Origin of the sequence: Haloglomus halophilum (genome assembly GCF_024298885.1) — an archaeon.
In the GTDB taxonomy this organism is placed as follows: Archaea; Halobacteriota; Halobacteria; order Halobacteriales; family Haloarculaceae; genus Haloglomus; species Haloglomus halophilum.
The window spans coordinates 2269119-2294214 of sequence record NZ_CP101166.1 but is presented as its reverse complement, the minus strand read 5'-3'; the positions used below and the strand labels follow the sequence as shown (position 1 = coordinate 2294214).

At 70.4% G+C, this 25096-nt stretch carries 23 protein-coding genes; 5 read left to right on the top strand and 18 right to left on the bottom strand.

Annotated features, from left to right (window positions below):
• Positions 1–19 precede the first annotated feature (19 nt).
• Genes NL114_RS11030 through NL114_RS11020 form a run of 3 tightly spaced genes read right to left on the bottom strand, consistent with a single transcriptional unit; the run spans position 20 to position 3223 of the window.
• Positions 20–601, bottom strand: a complete 582-nt coding sequence (locus NL114_RS11030) for a DUF2617 family protein (RefSeq protein WP_254820973.1) — start codon at positions 599–601, stop codon at positions 20–22.
• Positions 598–2475 carry a spermidine synthase gene (locus NL114_RS11025; protein WP_254820972.1) on the bottom strand — a complete coding sequence of 626 codons (1878 nt, stop codon included), beginning with the start codon at positions 2473–2475 and terminating at the stop codon, positions 598–600. Before NL114_RS11025 ends, NL114_RS11030 begins: the two co-directional genes overlap by 4 nt.
• Positions 2476–2530: 55 nt before the next feature.
• Positions 2531–3223, bottom strand: a complete 693-nt coding sequence (locus NL114_RS11020; protein WP_254820971.1) for a twin-arginine translocation signal domain-containing protein — start codon at positions 3221–3223, stop codon at positions 2531–2533.
• Positions 3224–3560: 337 nt separating this feature from the next.
• Between NL114_RS11020 and NL114_RS11015 the strand changes: the two genes are divergently transcribed.
• Complete coding sequence (locus tag NL114_RS11015; RefSeq protein ID WP_254820970.1) at positions 3561–3857, top strand: hypothetical protein; 297 nt, start codon at positions 3561–3563, stop codon at positions 3855–3857.
• Between the two features lie 106 nt (positions 3858–3963).
• Here the strand turns inward: NL114_RS11015 and NL114_RS11010 are convergent, their stop codons facing one another.
• Complete coding sequence (locus NL114_RS11010) at positions 3964–4947, bottom strand: E3 ubiquitin ligase family protein (RefSeq protein ID WP_254820969.1); 984 nt, start codon at positions 4945–4947, stop codon at positions 3964–3966.
• Positions 4948–5157: 210 nt separating this feature from the next.
• Between NL114_RS11010 and NL114_RS11005 the strand changes: the two genes are divergently transcribed.
• From NL114_RS11005 to NL114_RS10990, 4 genes are all read left to right on the top strand, one after another.
• Entirely contained in the window at positions 5158–5991 is an 834-nt protein-coding gene (locus NL114_RS11005) for a DsbA family protein (RefSeq protein ID WP_254820968.1), read from the top strand.
• The gene (locus NL114_RS11000; RefSeq protein WP_254820967.1) at positions 5988–6533 is read left to right on the top strand and encodes a hypothetical protein; all 546 of its coding nucleotides are present in this window, start codon (positions 5988–5990) and stop codon (positions 6531–6533) included. The genes NL114_RS11005 and NL114_RS11000 overlap by 4 nt, the downstream gene beginning before the upstream one ends.
• A 98-nt stretch (positions 6534–6631) precedes the next feature.
• On the top strand, positions 6632–6991 hold the full coding sequence (locus tag NL114_RS10995) for a winged helix-turn-helix domain-containing protein (RefSeq protein WP_254820966.1): 360 nt from the start codon (positions 6632–6634) through the stop codon (positions 6989–6991).
• Complete coding sequence (locus NL114_RS10990) at positions 6991–7278, top strand: DUF7521 family protein (protein ID WP_350355424.1); 288 nt, start codon at positions 6991–6993, stop codon at positions 7276–7278. The genes NL114_RS10995 and NL114_RS10990 overlap by 1 nt, the downstream gene beginning before the upstream one ends.
• 15 nt (positions 7279–7293) lie before the next feature.
• Here the strand turns inward: NL114_RS10990 and NL114_RS10985 are convergent, their stop codons facing one another.
• From NL114_RS10985 to NL114_RS10920, 14 genes are all read right to left on the bottom strand, one after another.
• Positions 7294–8838: a lipopolysaccharide biosynthesis protein gene (locus tag NL114_RS10985; RefSeq protein ID WP_254820964.1), complete on the bottom strand. Its 1545-nt coding sequence runs from the start codon at positions 8836–8838 to the stop codon at positions 7294–7296.
• Positions 8835–9950, bottom strand: a complete 1116-nt coding sequence (locus NL114_RS10980; protein ID WP_254820963.1) for a glycosyltransferase — start codon at positions 9948–9950, stop codon at positions 8835–8837. The genes NL114_RS10985 and NL114_RS10980 overlap by 4 nt, the downstream gene beginning before the upstream one ends.
• A 94-nt stretch (positions 9951–10044) precedes the next feature.
• Positions 10045–11568 carry a glycosyltransferase family 39 protein gene (locus NL114_RS10975; protein WP_254820962.1) on the bottom strand — a complete coding sequence of 508 codons (1524 nt, stop codon included), beginning with the start codon at positions 11566–11568 and terminating at the stop codon, positions 10045–10047.
• A 278-nt stretch (positions 11569–11846) separates the two neighbouring features.
• A complete protein-coding gene (locus tag NL114_RS10970; RefSeq protein ID WP_254820961.1) occupies positions 11847–13070 on the bottom strand; it encodes a S8 family serine peptidase in 1224 nt (407 codons plus the stop codon).
• Between the two features lie 134 nt (positions 13071–13204).
• A complete protein-coding gene (locus NL114_RS10965) occupies positions 13205–13726 on the bottom strand; it encodes a hypothetical protein (protein WP_254820960.1) in 522 nt (173 codons plus the stop codon).
• 116 nt (positions 13727–13842) lie between these two features.
• Positions 13843–15252 (bottom strand): hypothetical protein, encoded by a 1410-nt coding sequence (locus NL114_RS10960; protein WP_254820959.1) that lies wholly within the window; start codon positions 15250–15252, stop codon positions 13843–13845.
• A gap of 393 nt (positions 15253–15645) precedes the next feature.
• Positions 15646–17460 (bottom strand): glutamine--fructose-6-phosphate transaminase (isomerizing), encoded by a 1815-nt coding sequence (gene glmS, locus NL114_RS10955; RefSeq protein ID WP_254820958.1) that lies wholly within the window; start codon positions 17458–17460, stop codon positions 15646–15648.
• A gap of 435 nt (positions 17461–17895) precedes the next feature.
• The gene (locus NL114_RS10950; RefSeq protein WP_254820957.1) at positions 17896–18387 is read right to left on the bottom strand and encodes a helix-turn-helix transcriptional regulator; all 492 of its coding nucleotides are present in this window, start codon (positions 18385–18387) and stop codon (positions 17896–17898) included.
• Positions 18388–18409: 22 nt separating this feature from the next.
• Entirely contained in the window at positions 18410–19030 is a 621-nt protein-coding gene (locus NL114_RS10945; protein WP_254820956.1) for a DUF7344 domain-containing protein, read from the bottom strand.
• 260 nt (positions 19031–19290) lie between these two features.
• Positions 19291–20304 carry a glycosyltransferase family 2 protein gene (locus NL114_RS10940; RefSeq protein WP_254820955.1) on the bottom strand — a complete coding sequence of 338 codons (1014 nt, stop codon included), beginning with the start codon at positions 20302–20304 and terminating at the stop codon, positions 19291–19293.
• A gap of 295 nt (positions 20305–20599) precedes the next feature.
• Positions 20600–21877, bottom strand: coding sequence for a glycosyltransferase family 4 protein (locus tag NL114_RS10935; protein WP_254820954.1), 1278 nt, complete (start codon positions 21875–21877; stop codon positions 20600–20602).
• A complete protein-coding gene (locus NL114_RS10930; protein WP_254820953.1) occupies positions 21870–22946 on the bottom strand; it encodes a DUF354 domain-containing protein in 1077 nt (358 codons plus the stop codon). Before NL114_RS10930 ends, NL114_RS10935 begins: the two co-directional genes overlap by 8 nt.
• A 32-nt stretch (positions 22947–22978) precedes the next feature.
• The gene (locus NL114_RS10925; RefSeq protein ID WP_254820952.1) at positions 22979–24304 is read right to left on the bottom strand and encodes a nucleotide sugar dehydrogenase; all 1326 of its coding nucleotides are present in this window, start codon (positions 24302–24304) and stop codon (positions 22979–22981) included.
• The gene (locus NL114_RS10920) at positions 24301–24882 is read right to left on the bottom strand and encodes an acyltransferase (protein ID WP_254820951.1); all 582 of its coding nucleotides are present in this window, start codon (positions 24880–24882) and stop codon (positions 24301–24303) included. Before NL114_RS10920 ends, NL114_RS10925 begins: the two co-directional genes overlap by 4 nt.
• Between the last annotated feature and the right edge of the window lie 214 nt (positions 24883–25096).

The following is a 25096-nucleotide window of genomic DNA, read 5'->3' as shown; positions in this document are numbered from 1 at the left end:
TTCGCCGTGAATCCCCCGGTCACTTCAGCCGGGTCAGCACCGTCTCCGAGCGGAGCGCGAGGTCGAACTCCGGGTAGGTGTGGTAGGTCTCGAACCGGTCGCCGTCGAGCGTGATGGCGGTGACGGCATCCGGACCGAACCGGTAACGGACATCGAAGTCGCGGTCGGCGGGGAACGCGTCCAGCCCGAGCCCCTCGACCGTCGTGGCGGCGCGCACCTCGCCCGTCGTGGTCGTCAGGGTCCGCTCGACGCCGGGCGAGAGCGGAATCCGGCGGGGCGACACGGCGCCCTGCTCGCCCGCCGCGGTGGTCGGGACGCCGCCATCGGGTTCGGCCGCCTCCTCGGGGGGGTGGACGCCCAGCTCCGGAAGGGCCCGGCAGGAGCAGAGCTCGTGGAAGCCCGCATCGGGCAGGCTCAGACAGTGCGAGCTCCCGATGACGCGCACGTCGGCGCGGGCGTCGAGCAGCCGGCCCTCGGCCCGCCGTTTCACGTCCATCGCCTGGAGGTCGGGCGCGGTCGAGAGATGCACCAGCCGGAGCAGCGTGTGGTCCGGCGCGTCGTCGGTGCCGCCGAGCGACTCGCCCGCCAGGTCGTCGCTCACCACGGCAACCACCTCCCGGTGTGTCGGTCCTCGTTGCGCAGGTTCGGCCGGATGAGGATGTCGTAGTTCGGGTGGAGGACGCGGTTCGGTCGGACGCCGCGGTAGGACGGGGTCGGCTCCCACTGCAGGCCGCGGTAGCGGTCGGCGTGCCGGCGGACGTAGGCCCCTCCCGCGGCGGGGTCGAACGCGGGGCCGTCGTCCGGCGAGAGCAGGTAGAACCGCTCGACGCGCTCGGTCTCGCCGTCGGCGTCGAGGTCCTCCCAGGCGCTGTAGGCGACGTGGCGGTCGAAACCGGCCGCCCGTACGGTCTCGACGTAGGCGGCGTGGTGGCGGGCCTGGTCGTAACGGGAGTAGACCCACGTCCCGACGACGCCGTCCGGTTCGAGGTGGGTCCGGAGGCGGTCGTAGAACTCCGTCGAGTAGAGCCGCAGCAGGTCGTCGTCCTCGGCGCCGGGGAGGTCGAGCAGGATGAGGTCGTACGTCTCGTCGGTCTCGCCGAGGTAGCGCCACGCGTCGCCGACCGTCGTGTTCAGCCGGTCGTACTCGTAGGCGTCGTCGTGGTAGCGGGCGTAGAACTCGCGATTCCTCGTCCGCTGCATGAACTCCCCGTCGAGGTCGACGTGGTCGACGGTGACGTTGTACGCGCGCAGGTGGTCGGCAGCGATCCAGTCGCCGCCGCCGAGCAACAGCACCTCCGTCTCGCTCCCGTTCTCGTACATCGTCATCGGCACGTCGACGAGCCCCTGGTGGTAGGAGTCCGCCCACGACTCACAGAGCTGGACGGCGGTCCCGAGCCGCAGGCACTCCTCGCTCGCCCCCGCGAAGTACGGGTTCGGGCCGGTGCCGGTCCAGGTCCGCTCGTAGCGGACGATACGCTGGTACCGGGTCCGCTCGACCGCCGAGACGGTGGCGTCGATGGTGCCGTCGGGGTACTCCGCCTCGATGCGGTTCGCGAAGTAGAACGTCTCCACCTCGCCCTCGACGCGGTCGGCGGCGAGGACGACCCCGGCGTAGGTCGCGGTGAGCAGGAGCGTGGCGAGTATCAGCGCCCGGGCCTCCTCGCTGCGGAGCCGGCGGTGCCCGCCGTCGGCCGCGGCACTCTCGTCGGCCGTGCCGGTTCCGTCCCCGCCCGTGCCCGTCCCGTCCCCGCCCACGAACGGGCTCCAGGTGCTGAACCGGGCGACGAACGCCAGCGCGGCCAGCCCGTTCAGCAACCCCAGCACGAACACCGTCGCCACCAGCCCGTACCGGGGATACAGCCAGAAGACGTACAGGAGCGCCCCGGCCAGCCCGCCGAGGTAGTCCATCCCCAGCACCGTCGGGTAGCCTTCGACGGCCTCCTCGTCACGGGAGACGTGGAACAGCAGGCCCGCGGCGCGGTAGGTCCCCGCCCGGAGGCGCTGGCGAACCCGGGCGAGCGGACCCGCCCGGCGACCGTCGGTGGCCTCGCGCTCGACCAGCGCGGTCAGGAGCGGGAGTTCGAACCCGGACAGCAGGCCGACGGCCACCACGGGCAGCCGGGCGGCGACCTCGACGACCCCGTACGGGAGGTACGCCGGCGGCTCGCTCGCCGTCACGAGCAGGACGAACAGGAAGCCGGCGGGGCCGACCAGCGCGAGCAGGAACTCCACGCGGAGGAAGTTCGCCGGCCGGTCGTCGTCGAGCGCCCGCGAGGCGAACGAGCCGATGCCCAGCGACGAGAAGAACAGCCCGACCGTGAGCCCGTACTGGGTGACGGTACCGCCGAAGACGACCGTCAGCAACTCGGCGTAGACGAGCTCGTACGCGAAGCTACAGAACGCGACGACGAACGTCAGTGCGTGCAGGACACCGACCGCAGGGAGCCTGGCGGCCGGCGCGGGGCTGTCGGTCATGTGGGCGTCGAGTAGCTACCGGCGGGGAGCGACGGGCGGGCCGGTGCGCTGCCGGTCACAGGCGCGGCGAGACCTTCCACTTCTCGTCGACGACGAAGTCGCCACCCGCCGTCCGGTCGATCTCCATGTCGACCGACTCCCAGCCGAAATCGGTGGACCCGTCCGCGGCGACCATGTTCGCACCGACCCGGTACCACCCCTCGCGGGAGATCTCGTAGGTCTTGGCCTGCTCGGGGTCCTGATACACCTCGTCCCACGGGACCTCGCCGGCGCCGGGGCGGTCGTCCTCGAAGCGGTCGTCGCTGCCGAGGAAGGCGACCCCGATGGCGGCGACGGTGGCGCGGTAGCGCTCGACCTCGTCCTCGTGGTTCTCGCGCCAGTCGTCGGCGTAATCGCCGCCGTGCCACCAGGCGCGGCCCTTGCTGGTCCGTGGCGCGGAGGCGAAACCGCCGGTCCCGCGACCGGTGGCCCCGCGGCCGCCGCCCCCGCCGCCCTTCGCGGCCCGGGCACTCCCGACCGGGCTGAGGGGCGCCAGCAGACCGGCCACCGTCGGCGCGGCGGCGTCCTTTCGTGACTCGATCCAGGGTGAGTCGGCGGGCTCGATACGGAGTGTGCCGTCCTGTGGCTCCACGGACGCGATGGCGTTGGAGCGTCGCGGCGGCGGAGCGTTGTTCAGGAACGAACACCCGCCCAGAGCAGCGACCCCACCCACGACGGCCGCACTGCGGAGGAACTCGCGGCGCTGCATGGTGTCATTCCGCGTTTCTCGTATTCCTACAAGTATCTTTCCACCGAGAACACACGACAGATTAGTCCGTCACCATCTCGACTCCCCCCATGAAATTAACATTACATAGCATGTACCAAGGACTCAACGAATATATTGCGGCACATATGCACATTATACGATGGATAATCGCACTCTACGGACACGTCGCCGACGGGGGAGGTACCGCTCGCGCTATCGGCCCGGAAGTCGGGAACGTCCCGGAGATCAGGACCATCCCGGAGGTCGTGGTGTCGACGGGCGACGCGTCGACTCGGCTGCCGTGTGACTCTTGCTCGTCGCACCCGTCCGTCCACCCGTGCCGACCTGCGAACTCTGCCGCCGGCGCATCGAGGGGGTCCGTGACCCGGGGGCGATGCAGACCCACCACCTCCGCCCGGAGGAACGGCAGACGAGCCCGACGGCGACGCTCTGTCGGCCCTGCCACGACCAGGTCCACGCGCTGTTCACGAACGAGGAGCTACGGGAGTCGTTCGACACCGTCGCGGCCCTGCGCGAGGCCGACCGGCTGCAGGAGTACATCGCGTGGATCCGCACGACCGACAAGCTCCACATCGAGACGCGGACCAGCGACCACGTCCGGGAGCGGGAGTAGGGTCGGGTCGACGGCGGCCAGGGTGTAGCTCGACCCGAAACGGTGGCGTTTCCGGTACCGAGACCTCCGGAGCCGTCGCGAGGCCCCCGGAGCGATGCCGAGCGGGTCACACGGGCACCGGGACCTCGAACACCGGCAACAGCCAGCGGAGGCCCAGCGCGACCGTCCCGGCACCGACGACACCGCCGAGCCACGCGCGGGTCGCGTACCGGCGGCGGGTCCCCGCCCGCGAGCGGTCGCTGACCACGAACGGCTCGTCGGCCGACGCGTCGAGCACCACCCCCGCACCGCGGTCGGACGCGAGCCGGTCCGCCGCACCGGTGCCGGCGTCGGAGCGGTACTCGTTCGTCTCCACGTCCCGCGCGACCCCCAGCACGGTGACCGTCTCGCCGGGCGCGAGCGACCGCTCGTTGAACCGGAACCGCTCCCCGCCCATATCGAGGTCCGCGACCGCGGCCGCACGACCCGGCGGGTCGTCGGGCGCCCGCTCCTCCGTCGTCTTCCCGGAGACGTCGAGTCGGGCGGCCGTCGGGTCGACGACCACGGGGCCGCTGCCGTCGTCCAGGCGGAAGGGGACCCCGCCCTGCCCCGTGCGGGCCCGGCTCCACGCACGGCGGCCCTCGTCGTTCGTCCCGTGGCGGTTCTTCGCCTCGACCGACCACTCCCACGCGACCGCCGGGCCGCCGAAGAACGGCGCCGTCGGCGGGTCCGCGCGTTCGATACGACCGGTGACCGCGACGGGACCGGGTGCCACCTCACCGGTGGGGGTGTCGCCCCGGCGTCGGAACCGAACCCAGGTGCGGCCGTTGGCGACGCCGACGGCCAGCCCGAACAGACCGACGCCGACCAGCACGCCGGGGAGGAACGCGGCCTCGAGGCCGGCCTCCGTCCGGGGGAACCGCCCGACGACACCCAGTGCCCCGACCAGCACCAGCAGGACCACGACGATACCGCCCGCCACGCCCCGGGAGACACCGGTCCGGCTCCGGAGCCAGTCGTGGTCCGTCGGCGTCGCGAGTCCCCCGAGGACGAACAGGAGGACGATGGAGGCGGCGGCAATGTACCCGACGAGCGCAGCACTCCCGTTCACGCCGGGAGGGGACGGCAGGGTGGCGCAAAAACGCTCGGCCGACTCCGACCGGCCGGCGAGGGCGACAGGACGCCTGGCATGACAGCTCGGCAGGAGACGGACCCCGACGACCGGTCCCCTGTGTATAAATTTTCCAGAACGACAGGTCGCAAATTTGCAGACCCAGCAAATCGGCGTTCGGCACTTATCCGAGGCGGCGGACCCGGTGGTATGGACGTCCCGGACACCCTGACCACGCGACGGGCCCTGCTCGGCAGCGTCGGAACGGTCCTCGCGGGCGGTGGCGTCGTCTACGCCGCCCCGCACCTCGAGTCCGAGTCGAGCGAGGCGACCGTCCCGCGAACCCCCGCGTCGTCGAGCGGCGGGGGGGCAGGCGGAGCGAACGCCACGAACGACTCGAACGGCAACGGCACAGGTGCCTCGCTGGACACGGGGTTCCACTACAGCACGGAGACGGCGGGGTTCGACATCGACCTCGCGGGCCATCCCATCATGGGTTCGATGGACGCGCCCGTGGACATCTACTACTGGACGGACTACCAGTGCCCGTTCTGCAAGCGGTTCGAACACGGCGCGTTCCCGAAACTCGTCGAGAACCAGGTCCGGGAGGGGACGGTCCGCCTCGTCTTCATCCAGTTCCCCTACCTCAGCGAGGGGTCGATGACGGCGGCGGTGATGGACCGCTGCGTCTGGCGGGAGGTCCGGGAGTCGACGCCCGGCCGCTACCGCCGCTGGCACGGCGCCGTGTTCGACGCGCAGGGCGAGAAGGGATCCGGGTGGGCCTCGAAGGAGAACCTCCTGGAACTGACGCGGGGCGTCGAGGGCATCGACGCAGCCGCCGTCGAGGCGAAGATGGACGAGCACCGGAGCGACATCGAGGCGTCGATAAAGGCCGACCGGACGTACGCCGCCCAGGAACTGGGCGTCGGCGGGACCCCGGCGTTCGTCCTCTACAATCGCGGGAACGGGAAAGCCGGCAAGGTGACGGGCGCACAACCGTACGAGCGGTTCGACGAGGCGATAACGCGGGTGAAGAACGCGTGAACGAGCGCGTCGAGCGGCACGTCGAGGGGTTCCTCGCGGCGCTGGGCTACCCACTCACGTCCACCCCGCGGATGCTCCTCGCGGCGGGCATCGCCGTCTGCACGTACGTCCTGCTCGTGTTGAGCACCTTCCCGTCGTACTCGGCGCAGATGCTCGCCGCCGGCGTCGGCTACCTCGACGACGCGGTGCTGGCGCTCACCGCGAACACGTACGCGACCATCGGGACGGTCGGGCTGGCGCTCGTCGTGGCGTACGCCGTGGCGACGGGCGTGGCGCTGACGACCGCGCTCGGCCGCGTCCGGTACGGGAGCGCCAGCGGCGCGAGCGGGGCGTCCAGCGTCCTGCCGGGCCTCCTCGCCTCGGGCTGTGCGAGCTGCGGGGCGGGCGTGCTGGGGCTGCTCGGCTTCGCCGGGGCGCTGGCGACGCTCCCGTTCCACGGGAACCTCCTCCGCCTCGGTGGCCTCCTGCTCCTCGGCGTCTACCTCGCCCGCGTCGGCGACCCGCGCCGGTGTTCCGTCTCACCGACGGGTGGGAGCGCCTGAGTGACCCGACAGCGAGGCCCGCACGGTACCCGACGCCGAGGCCAGCGCGGGCGGGGCACATCACCGGCCATTTGCCCGTGGACCATCACCACCCCGCCATGACACACGAGGAGGCGTCGGGCGCGGCCGCCCTCTTCGACGTCCTGGCCGACGACTACGCGCGGCAGATCCTCCTCGCCGCGGACGGGGAGCCGAAGACGGCGAAGGCGCTGAGCGAGCGCTGTGATGTCTCGCTGGCGACCGTCTACCGCCGCGTCGCCACGCTGCAGGAGCACGGCCTGCTGGAGGAGCGGTCGACCGTCGACGACGACGGGTCACACCGCCGCCGCTTCGTGACGACGCTGGAGGAACTCCACGTCGAACTGTCCGAGGGAGACCTCTCGGTGGCCGTCGAGGTCAGCGACGACCTCGCGGACAACTTCACGTCGCTCTGGAGTGACCTCCGTGAGAACACGTGATCCAGCCATCCTTCCTCGTGGTGAAGCTGGTCGCGCTCGTGCTCAGTCTGGTCGTCGCCGGACTGGCCTACCACGGCTACCGCCGGAGCGGGAGCCAGCCGATGCTGTTCGTCGCGGGCGGGTTCGTCTGCATCGGCGTCGGCGCCATCTGCGAGGGCCTCATCTACCTCGTCTTCGACACGACGCTGTTCTCGGCGGCGCTCGTCCAGGCCATCGTGGTCTCGGTCGGGATGTTGCTCGTCCTGGCGTCGCTGACGCTCGGCGAGACAGGGGCGGAGAGCGGCTGACGGACATGGGGCAGCTCATCCCGTCGCGTCAGCGGTCGCCGCCGTCGCTGCCTGCCGCAGACTCGACAGCACGTCGTACCCCAGCCGCGAGAGGACCAGCACCGCGCCCGCGTACGTCACCAGCCCGGCCGTCACGAGCACGGGGAGCTCGACAAGGGGGGACAGCTGGACGCTCCGCGCGACCGCGACCACACAGACTCCCATCGCCGCGCTCCCGAGCGCAGGGTACGCGAGCAGGCCGAGGAACGCGCGGTAGTCGGCACCCGCAGTCCGGACAGCCAGCCCCGTTGCGACGGGCTCGGCGACGAACAGCGAGGCCCCGACGACCGCGGCGGCGGTTCCGAGCAGGCCGAACGCGGCCGTCAGCGGGTAGATGGCGACCGCGATGACCGCGAGTTTCGCGAGCTGTATCTTCGTCTCGTAGTCCGGTCGACCGACGGCACGGAACAGCGGGCCGGTCGTCGCGCCGATGGCCCGGAGGAGTCCCCACGCCGCCAGCGCCTGCATCGTCACCGCCAGCAGCGCGAGGTCCCAGCCCTGCTCGTTGTTGATGAACGCGTCGACGAAGACGGGCGCGACGGCCGCGATGCCAACGGCGGCCGGGAACGCGAGGAACGTCGTCAGCTGGACCGTCCGGAGGTAGGCCGACTCGAGGGCGTCCTCGTCGTCCTGGAGCTTCGCGTACGTGGGAAAGACCACGCTGGAGACGACCTGCGATATCTCCGTGGCCGGCGCGTTCGAGAAGCGGTAGGCCGTCTGGTAGAGGCCGAGCGCGCCGACACCGAGGAACCAGCCGACGAAGGCATCGTCGCCCTCCGTCGTGAGGAACGCGGCGATGCCCGAGCCGGTCACCCACTTGCCAAAGCCCAGCAGCTCGCGGGCCCGCGCGCGGTCGAAGCCCAGCCCCGGCCGCGAGGGGTGGACGAGATACGAGAGGCCGAGCCGGGTCGCCGCGCCCGCGAGCGTCCCGTAGACGAGGGCCCACACCGACCCCAGCGCGATGACGGCGGCGACAGCGACGCTGACGTCGGCGGCCGCGGTCCCGACGCGGTAGCCGAACTCGCGGTGGAAGGCCAGTTCCTTGCGGAGGTAGACCGCCCCCGGGTTCTGGAGGCCCCGGAGGAGCGGCACGAGCGCCATCGCCCGGACGACCGCCGTCAGGAGCGGCTGGCGGGCGGGGGCGACGAAGAACGCCGCGACGAGCGGCGCGGCCGCGAAGACGAGACCGGCCGTCAGCAGCCCCCGCACCGCGCGCACGACCCACGCGGTGGCGAGATAGTCGTCCACGTCGGCGTCAGGATGCTGGATGAGCGCCTCGTCGATACCGAGGTTCGAGAACCGCCGGACCCCGACCAGCAGGAGGAGCGCGACGCCGACGAGCCCGAAGGCCGCCTGCGAGAGGAAGTTCGCGAGGACGAGCAGTTTCGCGAGCTGGAGCCCGCGGCCCAGCCCGTTCGCGAGGAACGCCCAGACGACGCTGTTGGCGGCGCGTTCCCCGACCGACCCCGAGGGCCGGAGCCGCGAGCGGGCCGCCGCGAGGAGCCGTCGGAGGCGGGTCATTCGCGGTCCAGGGACGGGAGGACGGACGTGGCCCGGCTGCCCAGCGACCGGTCCACCTCGTCGTACACCGCGGCAGTCCGGCGCCCGATGCGTTCCCAGTCGAGTTCCTCCGCACGGGCTCGGGCGCGGTCCTCGAGCGCGTCGAGGTCGGCGGTGAGCGCCCGCCGGAGCGCCCGCTCCAGCCCCTGCGGGTCGTCCGGATAGTAGAGCAGGTCGTCGCAGTCGCCGACCGTCTCGGGGATGCAGCCGAGCCGTGGGGCGACGACGGGCCGGCCGAACGACAGCCCCAGCACGACGCTCCCGGAGGTGAGGACCTCGGTGAACGGCGCCACGACGACGTCCGCAGCGTTCAGGTAGTACTGGAGGTCCTCGGACGGGACGTACTCGAAGTGGCAGTCGACGCGGTCGTCGGCCGCGCAGCGGTCGGCCAGGCGCTCGCGCTCGTCGGGGTCGGCCGGGGGCTGGCCGGCGACGACGAGCCGGCGGTCGGCACCGGGGAGTGACCGGAACGTCTCGACCAGTTCGGGGACGTTCTTGTACGGTCGGATGTTGCCGACGTTGCAGAAGACGGTGGCGTCCGCGGGGAGGCCCAGCTCCTCGCGAGCGGCTGCCCGGGAGACCTCGTTCTCGTAGCAGTCGACGTAGTTGCCGTGCGGGACGACCTCGATACGCCGTGCCACGTGGTCGGGGAGGCCGTAGGCGTCGACGATGGCGTCGCGAGCGGTCTCGCCGTGGACGACGACGGCCCCACTCAGCCGGCAGATGGCGTGGCGGAACCACCGCTCCGCGCGGCCGCCCTCGGTCTCGTGGTGGAACCGGTTGTGGACCGTCCAGACGACGTCGACGCCGACAGCCCGCGCGAGCAGGAGTTCGAGGAGGAACCGGACCCCGAGCAGCGCGGTCACGACTCGCGAGCGCGACCCGACGAGCGAGTGCGCCCAGTGGACGTGGAGGACGTCGGGCCGCCCATGTTCGAGGAACGCCTGCAACACCGGGAGCGGCGCCGTGTGGTCGCCCGTCACGACGGAGACACCGCTGGCTTCCAGCCCCCGCGCCAGTTCGTCCTGGTAGGGATTGGCCTCGTAGTAGGGGAGGAACAGGGCCGTCGTCACGAGTAGAGAGTTACCGGATGCTCGGTCGGTCGTACCGTAGTTACTGAGCCGCTAACCCGGCCGATAGTCGCGATTCGGCTGTCGACAGGGAGCGTCACGCCGACCCCCCGGACTCGTCGGCGGCCTCGTAGCGGTACACCTCGACACCCTCGTACTGGCGGTGGAACGTCCGCTCGCGGCCGTCGGCCACGATGTCACGAACGCGGTCGCGCTCGGCCTCGCTCGCGTGCGAGAAGACGAGCCAGACGCCGTCAGCGTCGCGCTGGTACGCCCGAATCGTGGCGTTCCCCGTCGGCCCCTTCCCGGTCCCGGAGTCCTCGACGACCACCCCCTCGATGCGGACGTCGTCGCGGTCGACGTAGTGGCGGGCGCCGCGCTCGGTGATCTGGTCGGCGACGAGGACGAGGTCACCGGCCGCGGCGCGCTCGTCGATGGTCGCGCCGACCTCGCGCCACTGCTCCTTCTGGTCGCCCGTGTAGTAGATGCCCAGCGAGGGCACCATCGCCAGCACCAGCAGCCCCGCCATCCCGTAGCGGGCGAGGGGCAGGTCGACGTGCCGGACCCCGCGCGCGACGAGGGCGAACAGCCCCAGGGAGGCGGCGATGGTGTAGCGCGGCCAGAAGATGGGCGTCACGGCGTACGAGAGGACGATGGGGAGCCCGAACGGGACGACGAACAGCGCGCCGAGCAGGACCGACGTATCCGCCGTCGCCGCCCGGACGCGCAGGTCGAGCCCGTCACGGAGCGACGCGACGGGCGCCTTCGGGTCGAACCCGACCAGCCGGTAGCGGAGCAGGCCCAGCACCGCGGTCCCGAGGAACGCCGGAATCACGACGAGGTGGACGAGCCACGTCGTCCCGAAGCCGTAGCCGGCGTACGCCGAGACCATCTTCAGCGCGCGCTCGACGGTCGGCGGCGGGACGTACGACAGCGAGAAGTCCGCCCCGCCCATCAGCAGGACGGCCGCGGCGACGAACGGGACCAGCGACAGCGCGACCGGGGTGAACGCCAGTGCCCACGGCCGGAGTGCGGCTTCCTCGGCCGTCAGGAGTCGGTAGGCCACGTACAGGCCCTCAGCCGCGACGACGAAGACGGCGAAGACGTGGGTGTACGCGAGCAGTACGGTGACGGCGGCGAAGCCGGCGAGATTCCGGCGCGTCGGCGTCTCGCGCACCCGGAGGAGGAGGTAGACCGAGAGCAGCGCGAGGAAGACGAGCAGGCTGTACATCCGGACCTCCTGCGAGAACCGGACGTGGAACCGGGAGACGGCGAGCAGGAGCGCGGCGACGATGCCCGCCTCGTGGTCGACGGTCCGTGCGACCACGAGGTACATCGCGGGGAGCGCCGCGATACCGAAGACGGCCGATGGCAGCCGCAGTGCCAGCGCCGAGGTGCCGGCGACCGCCACCCACGCGTCCAGCACGAGGTAGTAGACGGGGAGGTGGGGCTGGGCCGTGGGGAGGTTGACGAGCAGTTCGAGACCGCTCCAGCGCGTGACGAACTCCAGCGTGATGAGTTCGTCCGTCCAGAGGCTCTCGTGGCCGAGCTGGGAGAGCCGCAGGACGGCACCGAGCGCGAAGACAGCGAGGAGTCGTGGGTCGCGGAGCCGACGAGCCATCGGTTGGCCGTCATTCGGTGCGACCGTACAATATTAGCCACCGCGTAGACCACGGAGCGAGGCGTCGGCACTGGTACCTGCACGAACCGCGCCACGGTCGAGCGACCGCCGTCATGTCGGCGGCTGTCGCGTCGACCGTTCCCGGCGACGAATTTAACTCAGAGAACCAGATATTATATCCGAGACACCCACCATGAGGACTTATTTGGCGTCTCTGAAATATAATCAATACATATTCCAACTATTTCCGCCACAGGGCCGACACAGAGTGCGGTGACCTACAGCAGACTTCCCCCGAGCAGGCCCCCGTCGTCGCCGCTGTCGCCGATGTTCCCGAGGCCGTCGTCGCTGGAGTCGTAGCCGAGCGCGCTGGCGACATCGAGCAGGCCCGCGCCGCTCTCGTTCTCGCTCAGGCCCACGTCCTCGGCCGAGTTCTCCAGTTCCAGACGGGCATCGGCGGCGCTCGTGCCGTCGGCCATCAGCTGGCCGGCGGCCCCCGCGACGTGTGGTGCGGCCATCGACGTGCCCGAGAGGCGGGTGTAGCGCCCGCCGAGGTAGGTGGAGTAGATCTCCGTACCGGGCGCAGCGATGTCGACCTCCGGCCCCTGACTGGAGTAGCTCGCCAGCGAGTCGTCGCGGTCGGTCGCGCTGACCGCGACCGTGTAGTCGTTCTCGGCCGGGTAGGACACACAGTCCGTACAGGGGCCACTGTTGCCGGCGGCCGTCGCGAGGAAGACCCCCTCGGCGTGGGCGTACTCGCAGGCGTCCCGGACGGCCTCGGAGGGCGAACTCGACCCGAGCGAGAGGCTCCCCACGTCGTAGCCCTGGTCGGCGGTCCACTCGATGCCCCGCGCCACGTCGGAGGAGAGCCCCGACCCCGGCGCCGTCAGTACCTTCACCGCGTGGAGGGTGGCCGCGGTCGAGATGCCCTCGACACCCTCCCCGTCGTCGACGGCGTCGGCGATGCCCGCACAGTGGGTGCCGTGGCCGTTGTCGTCCTGCCACTCGCTGCTCTGGATTCCCCCGAGGAACGCGGTACCCTCGCCGAGGTTGGCCGCCAGGTCGCCGTGGGTGGCGTCGATACCCGTGTCGATGATGGCGATGTCGGCGCCCGCGCCCGTCTCGCCGTTCCCGTGGGCGACATCCGCGTCGGTCCGGTCGATGCCCCACGGGGTCTCGCCGAGCGCCCGCATCTCGATGTCGCGCTCGACGTACCGGACGGACGGGTCGTCCCCGAGCGCGTCGAGCGCCCTCACCGGGAGGTCGACTGTCACCGCGTCGAACGAGAAATCGTACCGTGTCGCGCCCGCGAGCTGTTCCGCCGCACGCTTGCCGGCCCGGTCGCGATAGCCCACGGTCGCCCGGACCGTCTCGGTGGCCGTGTCGCTCCCGTCCAGGCTCGCAGCCGCCGACCCGGCCACCGAGACCAGGCCGGTGACCGCGAGGCTACCGCCCGCTGTTCTGAGAACGTCCCGCCGCGTCCGAGTGCCATCCACTACCATGATGCACCCGACGTGCCGGTGGCACGGGTGTACCTATTGTTCGGCTAAATCGTACCGTTTCGGCGCCTGCGAAGCCATGACCGTGCGTCTGCGGAGCCGAAACCGCGAGCGGCCGGGCCGTCACCGGGCGCGGCTCAGGGGGAGCTGCCGTCGTCGCGGATGAACGCTTCCAGTTCGAGCTCGATATCGACGCGCTGACTGGGCTGGGTCTCGCCCCACGTCGTGTTGTCGACCACGACGACCGGCTCTCCGGGCGAGACCGCCGACCCCTGCGAGGTAGCCTCCGTGCGCTGTTCGCTCAGCGCGTCGACGAACCGGAGCTGGTCGGCCGCGTCCGTCCGGTACGTCTCGAAGTCCGGGCGTCGGAAGGTGAGCACGTCGACGTTCCGGTCCGCCACGACGGAGAAGAACAGCACCGTCTGCCGGTCGAACGAGAGCGGCACGGCCTCGAACTGGTCCTGCTTCAGGGTGACCGAGCGCGAGACCTCCTTCACCGTCTCCTTCCGGAGGCTCCCACCAGAGCCACCGTCCGCCCCGTCGCCCGAACCGCCCGAGTCATCCGAGCCACCCGAGCCGAGGCCGGAGACGCTACTGCACCCGGCGGTGGCGAGCACACCCATCGTGGCGAGCACTCCGCGACGCGTCGTCTGTCCCATACCCCACCCCTGGCGATGCTCCCCTTTGGTTAGGTCCCGCCAAGCGCCCTCGGATCGACGAGCCTGCGGCTATCGGACGTGGCAGCCGAAGAAATGAACCACAGGTGGTGGCGACGTTACGCGGTCGCGTCCGTCGTCACGTCGCTCGTGGTACCGTCGGTCGTGCTGTCGGCCGTACTCGAGATGTCCGTGCTGTTGGTCGAGTCCGACGTGTCGCTCGTCTCCGCGGGCGACGACGGACTGCTCGGCGGGCTCGGCGCGCCACCGCCGTCACCGGAGGACTCGACGACCGTGTTGTCGTTGGCGTCGACGTCGACCACGTCGTTGTCGTTGGTGACGTCGGTGCCGCCGTCGACGGTGGTCGTGTTGACCTCGACGTTCTGCGGCTCGACGGAGGCGTCGTTCTCGCCCTGCTCACCCTCGGAGACCGTGTTGCCGCTGACGGTCAAGCGGACGACATCGTTGTCGTTGCGGACCTCCTCATCGTCGTGGTTCGTGCCGTCGTCCTCGCCGTCCTCGCTCCCGTCGTAGCGCTGGACGACGTTGTTGTCGTTGGCGTCGGCGTCGACCACGTCGTTGTCGTTGACGACGTCACCGTCGCCCGACTCGTCGGTCGTGCCGTCGTCGCCACTGTCGCCGGACTCGTCGATTGCGGCGTTGTCGTTGGCGTCGACGTCCACGACATCGTTGTCGTTGATGATGTCGCCGTCGCCACCGTTGTCGCTGGTGCCGTCGGAGCCATCGTCGTTCGCACCGTCGCGAACGGCGTTGTCGTTGGCGTCCAGGTCGACGACGTCGTTGTCGTTCACGATGTCACCGTCGCCGTCACCGCCGGCGGTGGTGCCATCGTCGCCCGAGTCGTTGGTCCCGTCGTCGGGGTTGTTATCGTTGGCGTCAGCGTCGACCACGTCGTTGTCGTTGACGATGTCGCCGTCGCCGCCCTCGTCGGCCGTGCCGTCGCCACCGTCGTCGGTGGAGTTGCCGGTGGGACCGTTGTCGTTGGCGTCCAGGTCGACGACATCGTCGTCGTTGATGATGTCGCCGTCGCCGTCACCCTCGTCACGGGTGCCGTCGTCGCCGCCGGCACTGCTGCCGGGGAGGTCGCCATCCCCGTCGACGACATCGTTGTCGTTGATGATATCGCCGTCACCGGACTCGTCGTCCGTGCCGGTGCTGTTCCGGCCCGGCGCATCGGGGTCGGCGTCGACGACATCGTTGTCGTTGGTGATGTCGTTGTCACCGTCGGTGGCCCCGTCGCGGGACTCGCCCGTGCCGGGGTCTACGACGTCGTCGTCGTTGATCACGTCTCCATCCTCCTCACCGGGTTCGCACTGCAGGTCGTCGTCGGAGTTCGAACTGCCAGCCTGACTTGACTGAGGGGTGTCGCTGCCGAGGTTCGGCAGCTGTTGCCCGACATCCATCGAGGCGGGCGTCTCACCCGACGCGACACTGGACTGGCCGCCGACCGCGGCGGGGGTCAGCACCAGTGAGAGTGCGACCGCGGCTGCAATCGTCGTGCGTACCATGCATCACCCGGTGGGACCATACAGCCCTATCAACGACAGCGGCCGTTCAGACCAGTTCACGAACTTACAGGCGGTATAACTCCCACAATCGACCACCAGCACCCGATAGCACAGGTTCGGCGCTCTCGCGGGTACGAGTTCGCCCCCGAAGCTATCGCACCGATTATCTCGCGACAACAGTTTCAGGAGACGCTTAGAGTGGCGATAGCGCTAGATGTCGGAGAGGCAGTCGGCAGTTCCGGCCGGTCGTCGACGAACGACGATGTGGCGACGACCGGGCCGAGAGTGGCATCGGCGGACGACGATGCCGCGGCTATCGGGCGTGCGGTGGTCGGTTCGAACCGTAGAAGGAACCGGCTTCGTCGCTCGCGAGACGGCGGCCCCCGAGGAGTGTTACTCGACCGTGACGCTCTTCGCGAGGTTGCGCGGCTGGTCGATCTCGCGGTTGAGCATATCGGCCGAGTGGTACGAGAGCAGCTGGAGCTGGACGTTCGTGAGGAGGCTCGTCAGGTCCGCGTCCGTCGCCGGGACCCGGAGCACCTCGTCGGTACACGCCGAGACATCGACGCCCTCCGGCGCGATGGCCACGATGTCGGCACCACGAGCCTGGACCTCCTTGGCGTTGTTGAGCGTCTTCTCGTCGCGTTCGCCGCCGGTGAAGACGGCGAAGACGACGGTGTCGGGCGTGACGAGCGCGAGCGGGCCGTGCTTCAGTTCGCCCGCCGCGAAGCCCTCGGCGTGCTCGTAGGTGATCTCCTTGAACTTCAGCGCGCCCTCCTTCGCGACCGGGCAGGCGACGCCCTGGCCGATGAAGAAGTACGCCTCCTTGTGGACGTGGTTGCGGCAGACGCGCTCGGCCTCGGAGGTGCCGAGCACCTCGCCGATCTGGTCGGGGAGGCGCTGGAGCGCCTCGAGGTAGGACGCGCGGTCCTCGCGGGGCGTGCCGGCCGCGACATCGTCGATGATGCGCTCTGCCAGGAGCGCGAGCGTCGTGACCTGCGAGGAGAACGTCTTCGTCGCGGCGACCCCGATCTCGGGACCGGCGCGGATGTACAGCGGCGTCTCCACCTCGCGGGCCGCGGTCGACCCGACGACGTTGGTCACGGTCGTCGTGCGTGCGCCCATGTCCTGGGCCTGCCGGAGTGCGCTGAGCGTGTCGGCGGTCTCCCCGCTCTGGGTGACCGCGACGACCAGCGTGTCCCCGGTCGCGGGGATGTCACCGCTGGCGTACTCGCTGGCGCGGTAGGCGTTGGCCGGGACGCCCGCCTTGTTGAGCAGGCGGGCGGCGTAGAGGCCAGCGTGGTAGGAGGTCCCGCAGGCGACGAACTGGACGGCCGCGACGCCCTCGAACGTCCCCGGCGGGAAGTTCTCGAGCGAGACGTCGCCGTCCTCGACACGGCCCTGCAGCGCGTTGGTGATGGCCTCGGGCTGGGTGTCGATCTCCTTGTGCATGAAGTGGTCGTACTGGCCCTTGCCGGTCTCCTCGGCGTCCCACTCGACGACCTCGCGCTCGCGCTCGATCTCGTCGCCGTCCGCGTCGGTCACGCGGAGGCCGTCGGCCGACAGCATCGCCGTGTCGCCGTCCTGGAGGTAGGCGACCTCGTCGGTGTGCTCGAGGAAGGCGGGCACGTCGCTCGCGATGTAGGTGGCGTCGTCGTCGAAGCCGACGACGAGCGGGGAGTCCTCGCGAGCCGCGAGGATGCGGTCCTCGGACTCGGCGACCGCGACGATGGCGTAGCTCCCGGCGATGTCGTCGACGGCACGCTCGAAGGCACCCGTTAGGTCCTCGGTCGCTGCCTGGTAGCGCTCGATGAGGTGCGGGACGACCTCCGTGTCCGTCTCGCTGGTGAACTCGCGGCCCTCGGCCTCGAGTTCCTCGCGGAGCTCGTCGTAGTTCTCGATGATGCCGTTGTGGACGACCGCGACCTCACCCGTCTCGCCCGTGTGCGGGTGGGCGTTCTCGTCGGTCGGGGCGCCGTGGGTCGACCAGCGGGTGTGGCCGATACCGAGCTGTCCGCGCGGGACGTCGTCGACGATGGCGTGCTTCAGCTCGGTGACCTTCCCGGCGTTCTTCTCGACCCGGATGTCCTGCCCGTTCCGGACGGCGATGCCGGCCGAGTCGTAGCCGCGGTACTCCAGGTTCTCCAGTCCGGAGACGAGGCGGTACGCGGTGTCTTCGGTCCCCACGCAGCCGATGATGCCACACATGGTCAGCCCCCTCGCTGGCCGGCAGGGCTGACGGCGGGCGTGCCGTGGTCGTCGAGCGATCGGGGACGTCGGAACCGGGCCGCGGGTATCTGGTGGGTCATTGGTCGAATCACACGGAGCCGGGGGGTCCGTCTCTCCGTGGTCATCCAATGCGCAGTACGTTCCATTACTATCGGCCGGGTAAGCGCACCGACCGCGTCAGCATCCGGGAACGGAGGGAGTACGGATGACAGTATAGCCGTATTACCGCGGTTTGCACACGCGTTCCCACCGGTCGGCGGCTATTACGAGCGTAATAATCGCCGCGACAACCGATTTGTCAGACGGTAAGCGGCGGCGTGGGTCGTCACCGTATCGACACCCCCGCCGTGACGGACTCGGTGGGGGTCGTCCCAGTACCGGTGAGCACCGCCTGTGCGGACCCGACGCGGACGGCTACCGCTCCGGCTCTTCGCCAGACAGGACGATGATGTTCTCGCGCCCGACGGCGACCTTCTCGATGTAGCCGTCCGACTCCATCGCCGAGAGGAGGCGACTCACCTTCGATTTCGACCAGTCCGACGCTTCCACGATGTTCGACTGCCGGACGCGACCCTCGTTCCGCCGCAGCAGGTCCACCACGAACCGTTCCTCCTCGGAGAGCCGCGCCGCCGACGGGATGCCGGCCGTCGACCCGGGACCATCGTCGGAGAGGCGGTCGGCGACCCCCGTTGCGGCCACGGCGTCGGACAGCCGGTCACGGATGCCGGCGAGCAACGCGAGGACGGCCGCGACCCCGACGAGGAACAGGCCGAGCACTGGGGACGTGAGCGACAGCTGGAGCTCACCGACCCCGGCCCCGAGGACGCCGAACGAGGGGCGGGTGATGGCCCCGGGTCCCGACGGGGCGAGCGTGGCTGTCGGCTGGAAGGTGGTCGTGAGTGTCATGGATACAGGATGGGAGCGCCGGTCAGCGCCCGCGGTCGATGAACAGTGCGGCCGTCAGTGCCGTGTGGATGGCGAGGACGGCGGCCGCCGCCACGCGGAAGGAGACCGCGAGCGTGGCGACGGGACCGAACCACGCGAGCGCCAGCAGGCCGACGCCGAGGGCGTTCGCGCCCACGAGCGCCCGAGGCCACCGACCGCCGCCAGGGGGCCCGTCCGGGGCATCGTCGTGCTCGTCGCCCGGAATCGGAGCACCGAGGTAGGGTGCGAAGTGGTCGGCCCTCCCGGTCAGCGTCACGGTCTCGCTCGACTGGTCGAAGTCGACGAGGTCGAGGCTGTCCAGCTTGGGGAGATGGCACTGGTAGAGCGAGAGATACGTCCGCTGGGATGCCTCGGCCGACGGGCCGCCGTCATCCTGGCCGTGTTCCCGACTGGCGACCCATTCGGCGAGCCGGTCGACCTCGACCGGTTCCATGTGGTCCAGCAGGCACCGAAGCGCGTGCCGACGACGTTCCTCCTGGAGCGCGTGGAAGAACTCGTCGGCCGAGAGTCCGGGCGGCGACGTATCGGCGGGGGCCGACGGCGGCCCCGACTCCTCCTCGGCGGCCGGCTCCGCCGGAGGAGCGCCATCGCGTGTCGCTGTCATCGACCCACTGTTGGCAACAGGGACTTACAAACGACCGAGATTGTTGTCACCTGTTTCACTCCGTTGCACGGCCCGAGAAGCCCTTAGACCGTGCATATCGTCGGCGTTCGATTCGGCGCCGGACCCCAGCAACATGGAGCGAAGGGTGCGGCAGGACCGGGACGAGACATCGAGTGCCGGTCAGCCGTCGGGCTCGATGTACACCCGCGTATGCAGCCACCCACCCGTGGGACCCGATGTACGCCCGCGTATGCAGCCACTCAATCGTGGGGCTCGGAATACACCCGCGTATGCAGCCCCGCGTTCGAGCCGAGGTCGAGGGCGAACCCCAGCAGGAGTGAGAGACCGCCGGCCACCAGCAGCGTCGGGGAGCCGTCGGCGGAGTCACCCGCGGGGGCCACGACGCTCGAGAGCAACAGCACGAGCGCCACCACCACGCCGACGACGCCGACGGCGTACAGCGCGAGGAGCGACCGGACCGGACCGGGGCCACCGTCGCGCCGGAGCCGCCAGCAGAAGTTCCGGAGCAACAGCACGGAGGTCTTCGGGACGAACGTCTTCAGGTCGATGTGGCTGTCCCACTCCTCGTCCTCGTAGAAGAACTCGGAGGGGGTCTCGACGTCGGCGATGGGCATCCCGTGGGCGTTGAGCCGGACGAGCAGGTCGTTCGCGAAGCCGTAATCCTCGTACAGCGCGTCGAGGTCCAGCTCCGTCAGCGCGTGCTGGGAGATGACGGTGTAGCCGTTCTGTGGGTCGGTCATCCGCCAGTAGCCACTCGAGATGCGGGTCAGCCCGGTCAGCAGCAGGTTCCCGAACAGGCGGAACGGCGGCATCCCCGTCCAGTCCTCGCGGCGGAGCAGGCGGCTGGCCTTCACGTACTCGGCCTCGCCCTCGACCACGGGGGCGAGCAGGCGCGGCAGCACGTCGGGGTCCATCTGCGCGTCGCCGGCCATCACGGCCGTCGCATCGATGTCGTCCGCGAGCGCGCGCCGGTAGCCGGTGAGGATGGCCCCGCCGACGCCCCGGTTGTCGTCGTGCTGGATGGGGACCCAGCGTTCGTCGAACGCGCCGTGGATGGAGCCGTCGTCGAGAGCCTCCGCCTCGCGAGCGGTCGCGACGGCGTCGTTGATCTCCGCCCAGGTGTCGTCGGTCGAGGCGTCGTCGACGAGGTAGACCCGGTCGACGAACTCGGGCATCGTCTCCACCACCCGACCGACCAGCGCCTCCTCGTTGTACGCCGGGACGACCACACCGACGGTGTGGTCCCTATACACGGTCGACACCCCCTGCCGCCGGGTGGACGACGCCGGACCGACCCGGCACGCCCATCGTCAGCGAGACGTGAGTCATCACGTCCCCGTGGAGGGCACAACGAGTTTACTATGAGATAGACAATCTGCGAGAGCGGAGCGTTAGCGACCGCGTAAGACCCGCTCGAATCCGTGGCCCGGGGCCACTCGTCGGATGAGATGGGAAATCCCCGGAATTTCTCAATAATTTCGACCATTCGCTAGAAATCCCAACCACAAACGATAATTCCTGGCCAGAACGGGACCACGACCGCGCCGCTCAGTCCAGCACCGACCGGTACACCCGTGCCAGGTGCCGTGCGGTCTCGTCGATGCCCAGTTCGTCGGCCGTCTCGCGGCCGTCCGAGCGGCCGTCGGCGTCGAGGACGCGTTCGAGGGCGGCCGCGAGGCCGGCCTCGCCCTCGGCGATGGCGCAGTTGGCGACCCCGTCGAGGGCGTCGGCGGCGAAGCCGACATCCCGGGAGACGACCGGGAGGTTGCAGGCCGCAGCCTCCCGGACCACCATCGGCCCGCTCTCGCGGTCGGAGGTCACGAGCAGCGCGTCGCTCGCCGCCATGTAGTACGGCATCTCCTCGTAGTCGACGCCCGAGACGGTCCGGAGCGTGGCGTCCGGCACCCGCTCGACCACGCGCTCGGCCAGCGGGTGGTTCTTCACCGGCCGGTCGGGGGCGTAGGGGAACAGCACGACGCGCTCGTCGGGGGCCCAACCTACGTGGTCGCGGGCCGCGTCCCTGGGGATGGGCCGGAACAGGTCCGTGTCCACGCCGAACGGGACGAGGTCGTGGTCGGTGTCGAGGTCCGCGGCCATCGACGGCCAGGGGACGACCGTCCGGTCGGCGAACCGGGCCGAGAGCCGGCTGGTCCGCGAGAGCCAGCCCGGTCCCTGCAGGTCCGAGCCCCACAGCGTCAGCACCACCGGGCGGGTCGGCTGGGCGAGCGCGAGCGGCCCGAGCATCCCGTAGTTGGCGTGGACGAGGTCGAACTCCTCCAGCCCACGTCCCAGCGTCCGGAGCGCGAACGCGAGGTACTCGCGGGGCCCCCGGCCCCGTTCGCGGCCGTCACGGGTCGGGACCGAGACCGTCTCGCACTCGATGCCCAGGGCCTCCAGCCCCTCGACCTGCTTCTCGAAGAACGACCGGCGCGAACTCGTCAGCTGCAGGACGCGCAGGCCGGAGACGGCCTCCCGGAGGTCGTCGTGGGAGGCATCGGCGGTCGTGGTGGCCGCCGGCGCCGTCCCTGCGGTGCCGTCCGGGGTGTCGTCGCCAGTGTCGGCCGCGGCACCATCCGGAGTGTCGTCCACGGCGCCGGACCCGTCCGGAGCCGGGACCGATGCCGGGCGCTGTCCGCCGTCCCGGAGGAGCGGCGTGCCCGCGAGAGGGATACCGTCCACGTCGGGACTGGCGCGACCGCCGGCGTCGCCAGCGTCGTCGCCGGCCCGGTCGCGGTCGCCGACGGAAGGGCCACGGAGCGCCACCGGTACCCCGGACCGAGACCACTCGCTCCCCGTCAGTGACGGGGGGTCGTCGGGGTCAGTCATCGGCGGGAGCGACCGTCGCCGTGGGGTCGGACCCGGCGCCGGTCGGCGGTGTCTCGTCGCGCAGTGCGGCCAGGACGACCTCGGTGGTGTCGACCGTGTCGGCGAGCAGAGCCTCGCGCCGTTCGGCCCAGTCACCACCCTCCTCGCCGGCGAGGATGCGCTCGGCGGTCGAGAGCGCGCGCTGGTGCCGGAACGAGCCCTGACAGTTGTAGAGGAGGCCGTAGCGGGCCTCCACCTCGTCCGTGTAGCCCATCCGCAGGGTGTTCACGTAGACCGCCGGGGTGCCCAGCACCGCGCTCTCGACGGCCATCGTCGCCCCCTCACCGACGAACAGGTCGGCGGCGGCGAGGAGGTGGTGCATCCGGTGGGGGTCGACGCTGGCGCGGCGGTCCTCGAGTTCGGGCGGGAGGTCGACCTCGCTCGTCACGAGCACCTCCGCGCCGGTCGCCTCGAGGCGCTCGACGGCGTCGGCCATGTCCTCGAAGCCGCCCTGTCCCACGTCGTGCGAGGCGTCCCACGCCGTCAGGCGGAGGACGACGAACCGGTCGTCCGGGTCGAGGCCGGCCTCCGCGACGACCGCGGGGTCCGGCTCGAAGCGGTCCGGGTGGAGGTAGGCGAGTTCGTGGTAGCCCGGGTAGGTGTGGTGCTCGTCGGGCACGTCGCCGTGGTAGCACGCCGGCGTCCACACCTCGTCGGCGAACGGGAACGTGACCCGGTTGCCGGGCGCGTGCTCGGTGTCGGTGAAGACGACCGAGCGGGCCCCGACGAGCGGCGCGACGTGCGCGACGGCCGTCCCGCCGATGGCCGTCATCACGTCCGGGTCGATGGCCCGCGCTCGGCGCAGCAGCCGCGCCTCGTAGGTGAGCTGGGTCACCGCGAGGTTGAGCAGGCTCCCGCGGTCGCCCGCGAGCGCCTCGTACGCGATGCCGTACTCCTCGAGCAGGTCACAGACCACCTCCAGGTCCTTGCAGAAGACGTGGACCTCGTGGCCCGCGTCCTCCAGCTCGCGGATGGCGTACCTGAAGAAGTGGACGTGGCCGGGGTGCTGGATGGTGACGACGTACTTCATTGGGTTCTGGGCGTGGTGTCGTGGCTCACGGGTCACAGCGTGCGGTAGGTCAGGCCCGCCTCCTGGGCCCGCTTCTCCTCGACGGTTCCCATCACGTCGAGCAGGACGGGGTCGTCGTTGAGCGACTCCGCCATCGCCTCGACGTCCAGGTCCGCGTACGCCTCGTGCGGCGTGGCCAGGACGACGCCGTCGTACCCCTCGAAGTCGGGGTCGTCGACGGTGTCGATGCCGAACTGCTCCTGGATGGCCTCGTCCGGCGCGTGCGGGTCGTGTCCCTCGACGTCGATGCCGTACGTGTCGAGTTCCGTGATGACGCCGCCGACCTCGGAGGTGCGGATGTCGCCCACGTTGGGCTTGTACGACAGACCGAGGACGAGCAGGCGGCAGTCCTTGAGGACCTTCCCGCTCTCGTTGAGTGCCCGCAGCGCCAGCTCCGCGGCGTGTTTGGGCATGTACTCGTTGACCTCGCGGCCCGTGAGGATGAGGTCGGGCGAGTAGCCCGCGCGCTCGGAGCCGTGCGCCAGGTACAGCGGGTCGACGGGGATGCAGTGCCCCCCGACCAGGCCGGGGCGATAGTCGTGGAAGTTCCACTTCGTGCCGGCGGCGTCGAGGACCTCGTCGCTGTCGATGCCGATGTGGTCGCAGATGATTGCGAGTTCGTTGACCAGCGCGATGTTGACGTCGCGCTGGACGTTCTCGGTCACCTTCGCGGCCTCGGCGGTCTCGATGTTGGGCGCACGGTAGATGCCGGCATCGACGACCATCCCGTACAGGGCGGCGAGTTCGTCGAGCGTCTCCTCGGTGTCGCCGCTGACGATCTTCATCACGTCGCGCAGGCCACGGCCCTCGTCACCCGGCGAGAGGCGCTCGGGCGAGTAGCCGAGGTTGAACTCCTCGGTCATCTCGAGGCCGGAGGCTGCCGCTATCTCCGGGCCGAGGACATCGCGCGTGACGCCGGGATAGACGGTCGACTCCAGCACTACGGTGGCGCCCTCGGAGAGGTACTCGCCGACGGTCCGGCCGGCCGCCTTCACGAAGTCGAGGTTGGGGTTCTTCGTGTCGTCGACCGGCGTCGGGACCGTGATGATGACGTAGTCGGCCTGCGAGATGTGGGCCTCGTTGGCCGTGAACTCGATGTCGCTGGCGGCGACGGCCTCGTCACCGTGGTCGCCGGTGACGTCGACGCCGTCGTCGAGGCGCTCGACCTTGTCCGGGTCGATGTCGAACCCGACGACGTCGAGGCCCTCCTCGTCGAAGCCGAGGCTCAGCGGGATGCCGACGTAGCCGAGGCCGACGACGCAGACAGTCGCGCTCTCTGGAACCGGCTCGGCGAACTCCTGCTGGACACTCCCGCTCATGCGAGGGCATTCACCCCCTCGAGGTCCGCGGGGAGGTCACGGTGTTCGGCGGGCGACCCCATCGCGAGCGTCTCCGGCGGCACGTCCTCGGTCACGACGGCGCCGGCGGCGACGAACGCCCCCTCGCCGACGGTGACGCCGGGCAGGAGCGTCGCGTTCGCGCCGACGGAGGCGCCGTCCTCGATGGTCGGCCCCTCCATCTCGGCGTCCGTGCGGACCGGGTACGGGTCGTTCGTCAGCGTCGCCTTCGGCCCGACGAAGACGTTCGAGCCGATGGTCGTCTGGCGCGGGACGTAGACGCCCGTCTGGAGGCTCACGTCCGAGCCGATGGTGACGGCCCCGTCGATGACGGTGTCCGTCCCGACGACCACGTCGTCGCCGATGACGGTCGCCTCCCGGATGAGGGCGTTGTGGCCGGTCGTCAGTCCGTCGCCGGCCTCGACGCCCGTGTAGACGATGGTCCCGGCGCGGACGGTCGCGCCGTCGCCGAGGACGGTCGGTTCGGGGTGGTCCGGGTGCTGGTAGCCGACCGTGGCGCCGTCGTCGACGTGGCAGTCATCGCCGAGCTGGGCGGGCATGGTCAGACCACCATCTCCACTGTCGGCCGCCGGTTCTCGACACTGCCGAGGGCCTTCCCGAGACCCAGGAGCAGTGCGACGATTCCCAGTACGGCGATGAGTGTTCTCGCGTGTGTCATGGTTGAGGGCGGTAGCGGATTGGGCTACTCGCTCGTGTCAGCCGCTGGGGGACGTGCCGGCTTTCTTATCCGTGAGGTAAGCACCGGCTTAGGGC

Excerpts from the sequence above, each read along its gene's own strand:
- NL114_RS10920 (WP_254820951.1), bottom strand. The coding sequence starts at position 24,882 with ATGCCCGCCCAGCTCGGCGATGACTGCCACGTCGACGACGGCGCCACG.
- NL114_RS10970 (WP_254820961.1), bottom strand. The coding sequence starts at position 13,070 with ATGGTAGTGGATGGCACTCGGACGCGGCGGGACGTTCTCAGAACAGCG.
- NL114_RS11020 (WP_254820971.1), bottom strand. The coding sequence starts at position 3,223 with ATGCAGCGCCGCGAGTTCCTCCGCAGTGCGGCCGTCGTGGGTGGGGTC.
- NL114_RS10960 (WP_254820959.1), bottom strand. The coding sequence starts at position 15,252 with ATGGTACGCACGACGATTGCAGCCGCGGTCGCACTCTCACTGGTGCTG.
- NL114_RS10975 (WP_254820962.1), bottom strand. The coding sequence starts at position 11,568 with ATGGCTCGTCGGCTCCGCGACCCACGACTCCTCGCTGTCTTCGCGCTC.
- NL114_RS10985 (WP_254820964.1), bottom strand. The coding sequence starts at position 8,838 with ATGACCCGCCTCCGACGGCTCCTCGCGGCGGCCCGCTCGCGGCTCCGG.
- NL114_RS11005 (WP_254820968.1), top strand. The coding sequence starts at position 5,158 with ATGGACGTCCCGGACACCCTGACCACGCGACGGGCCCTGCTCGGCAGC.
- NL114_RS10950 (WP_254820957.1), bottom strand. The coding sequence starts at position 18,387 with ATGACACTCACGACCACCTTCCAGCCGACAGCCACGCTCGCCCCGTCG.
- NL114_RS10995 (WP_254820966.1), top strand. The coding sequence starts at position 6,632 with ATGACACACGAGGAGGCGTCGGGCGCGGCCGCCCTCTTCGACGTCCTG.
- NL114_RS11025 (WP_254820972.1), bottom strand. The coding sequence starts at position 2,475 with ATGACCGACAGCCCCGCGCCGGCCGCCAGGCTCCCTGCGGTCGGTGTC.
- NL114_RS10925 (WP_254820952.1), bottom strand. The coding sequence starts at position 24,304 with ATGAGCGGGAGTGTCCAGCAGGAGTTCGCCGAGCCGGTTCCAGAGAGC.
- NL114_RS10935 (WP_254820954.1), bottom strand. The coding sequence starts at position 21,877 with ATGACTGACCCCGACGACCCCCCGTCACTGACGGGGAGCGAGTGGTCT.
- NL114_RS10965 (WP_254820960.1), bottom strand. The coding sequence starts at position 13,726 with ATGGGACAGACGACGCGTCGCGGAGTGCTCGCCACGATGGGTGTGCTC.
- glmS (WP_254820958.1), bottom strand. The coding sequence starts at position 17,460 with ATGTGTGGCATCATCGGCTGCGTGGGGACCGAAGACACCGCGTACCGC.
- NL114_RS10930 (WP_254820953.1), bottom strand. The coding sequence starts at position 22,946 with ATGAAGTACGTCGTCACCATCCAGCACCCCGGCCACGTCCACTTCTTC.
- NL114_RS10945 (WP_254820956.1), bottom strand. The coding sequence starts at position 19,030 with ATGACAGCGACACGCGATGGCGCTCCTCCGGCGGAGCCGGCCGCCGAG.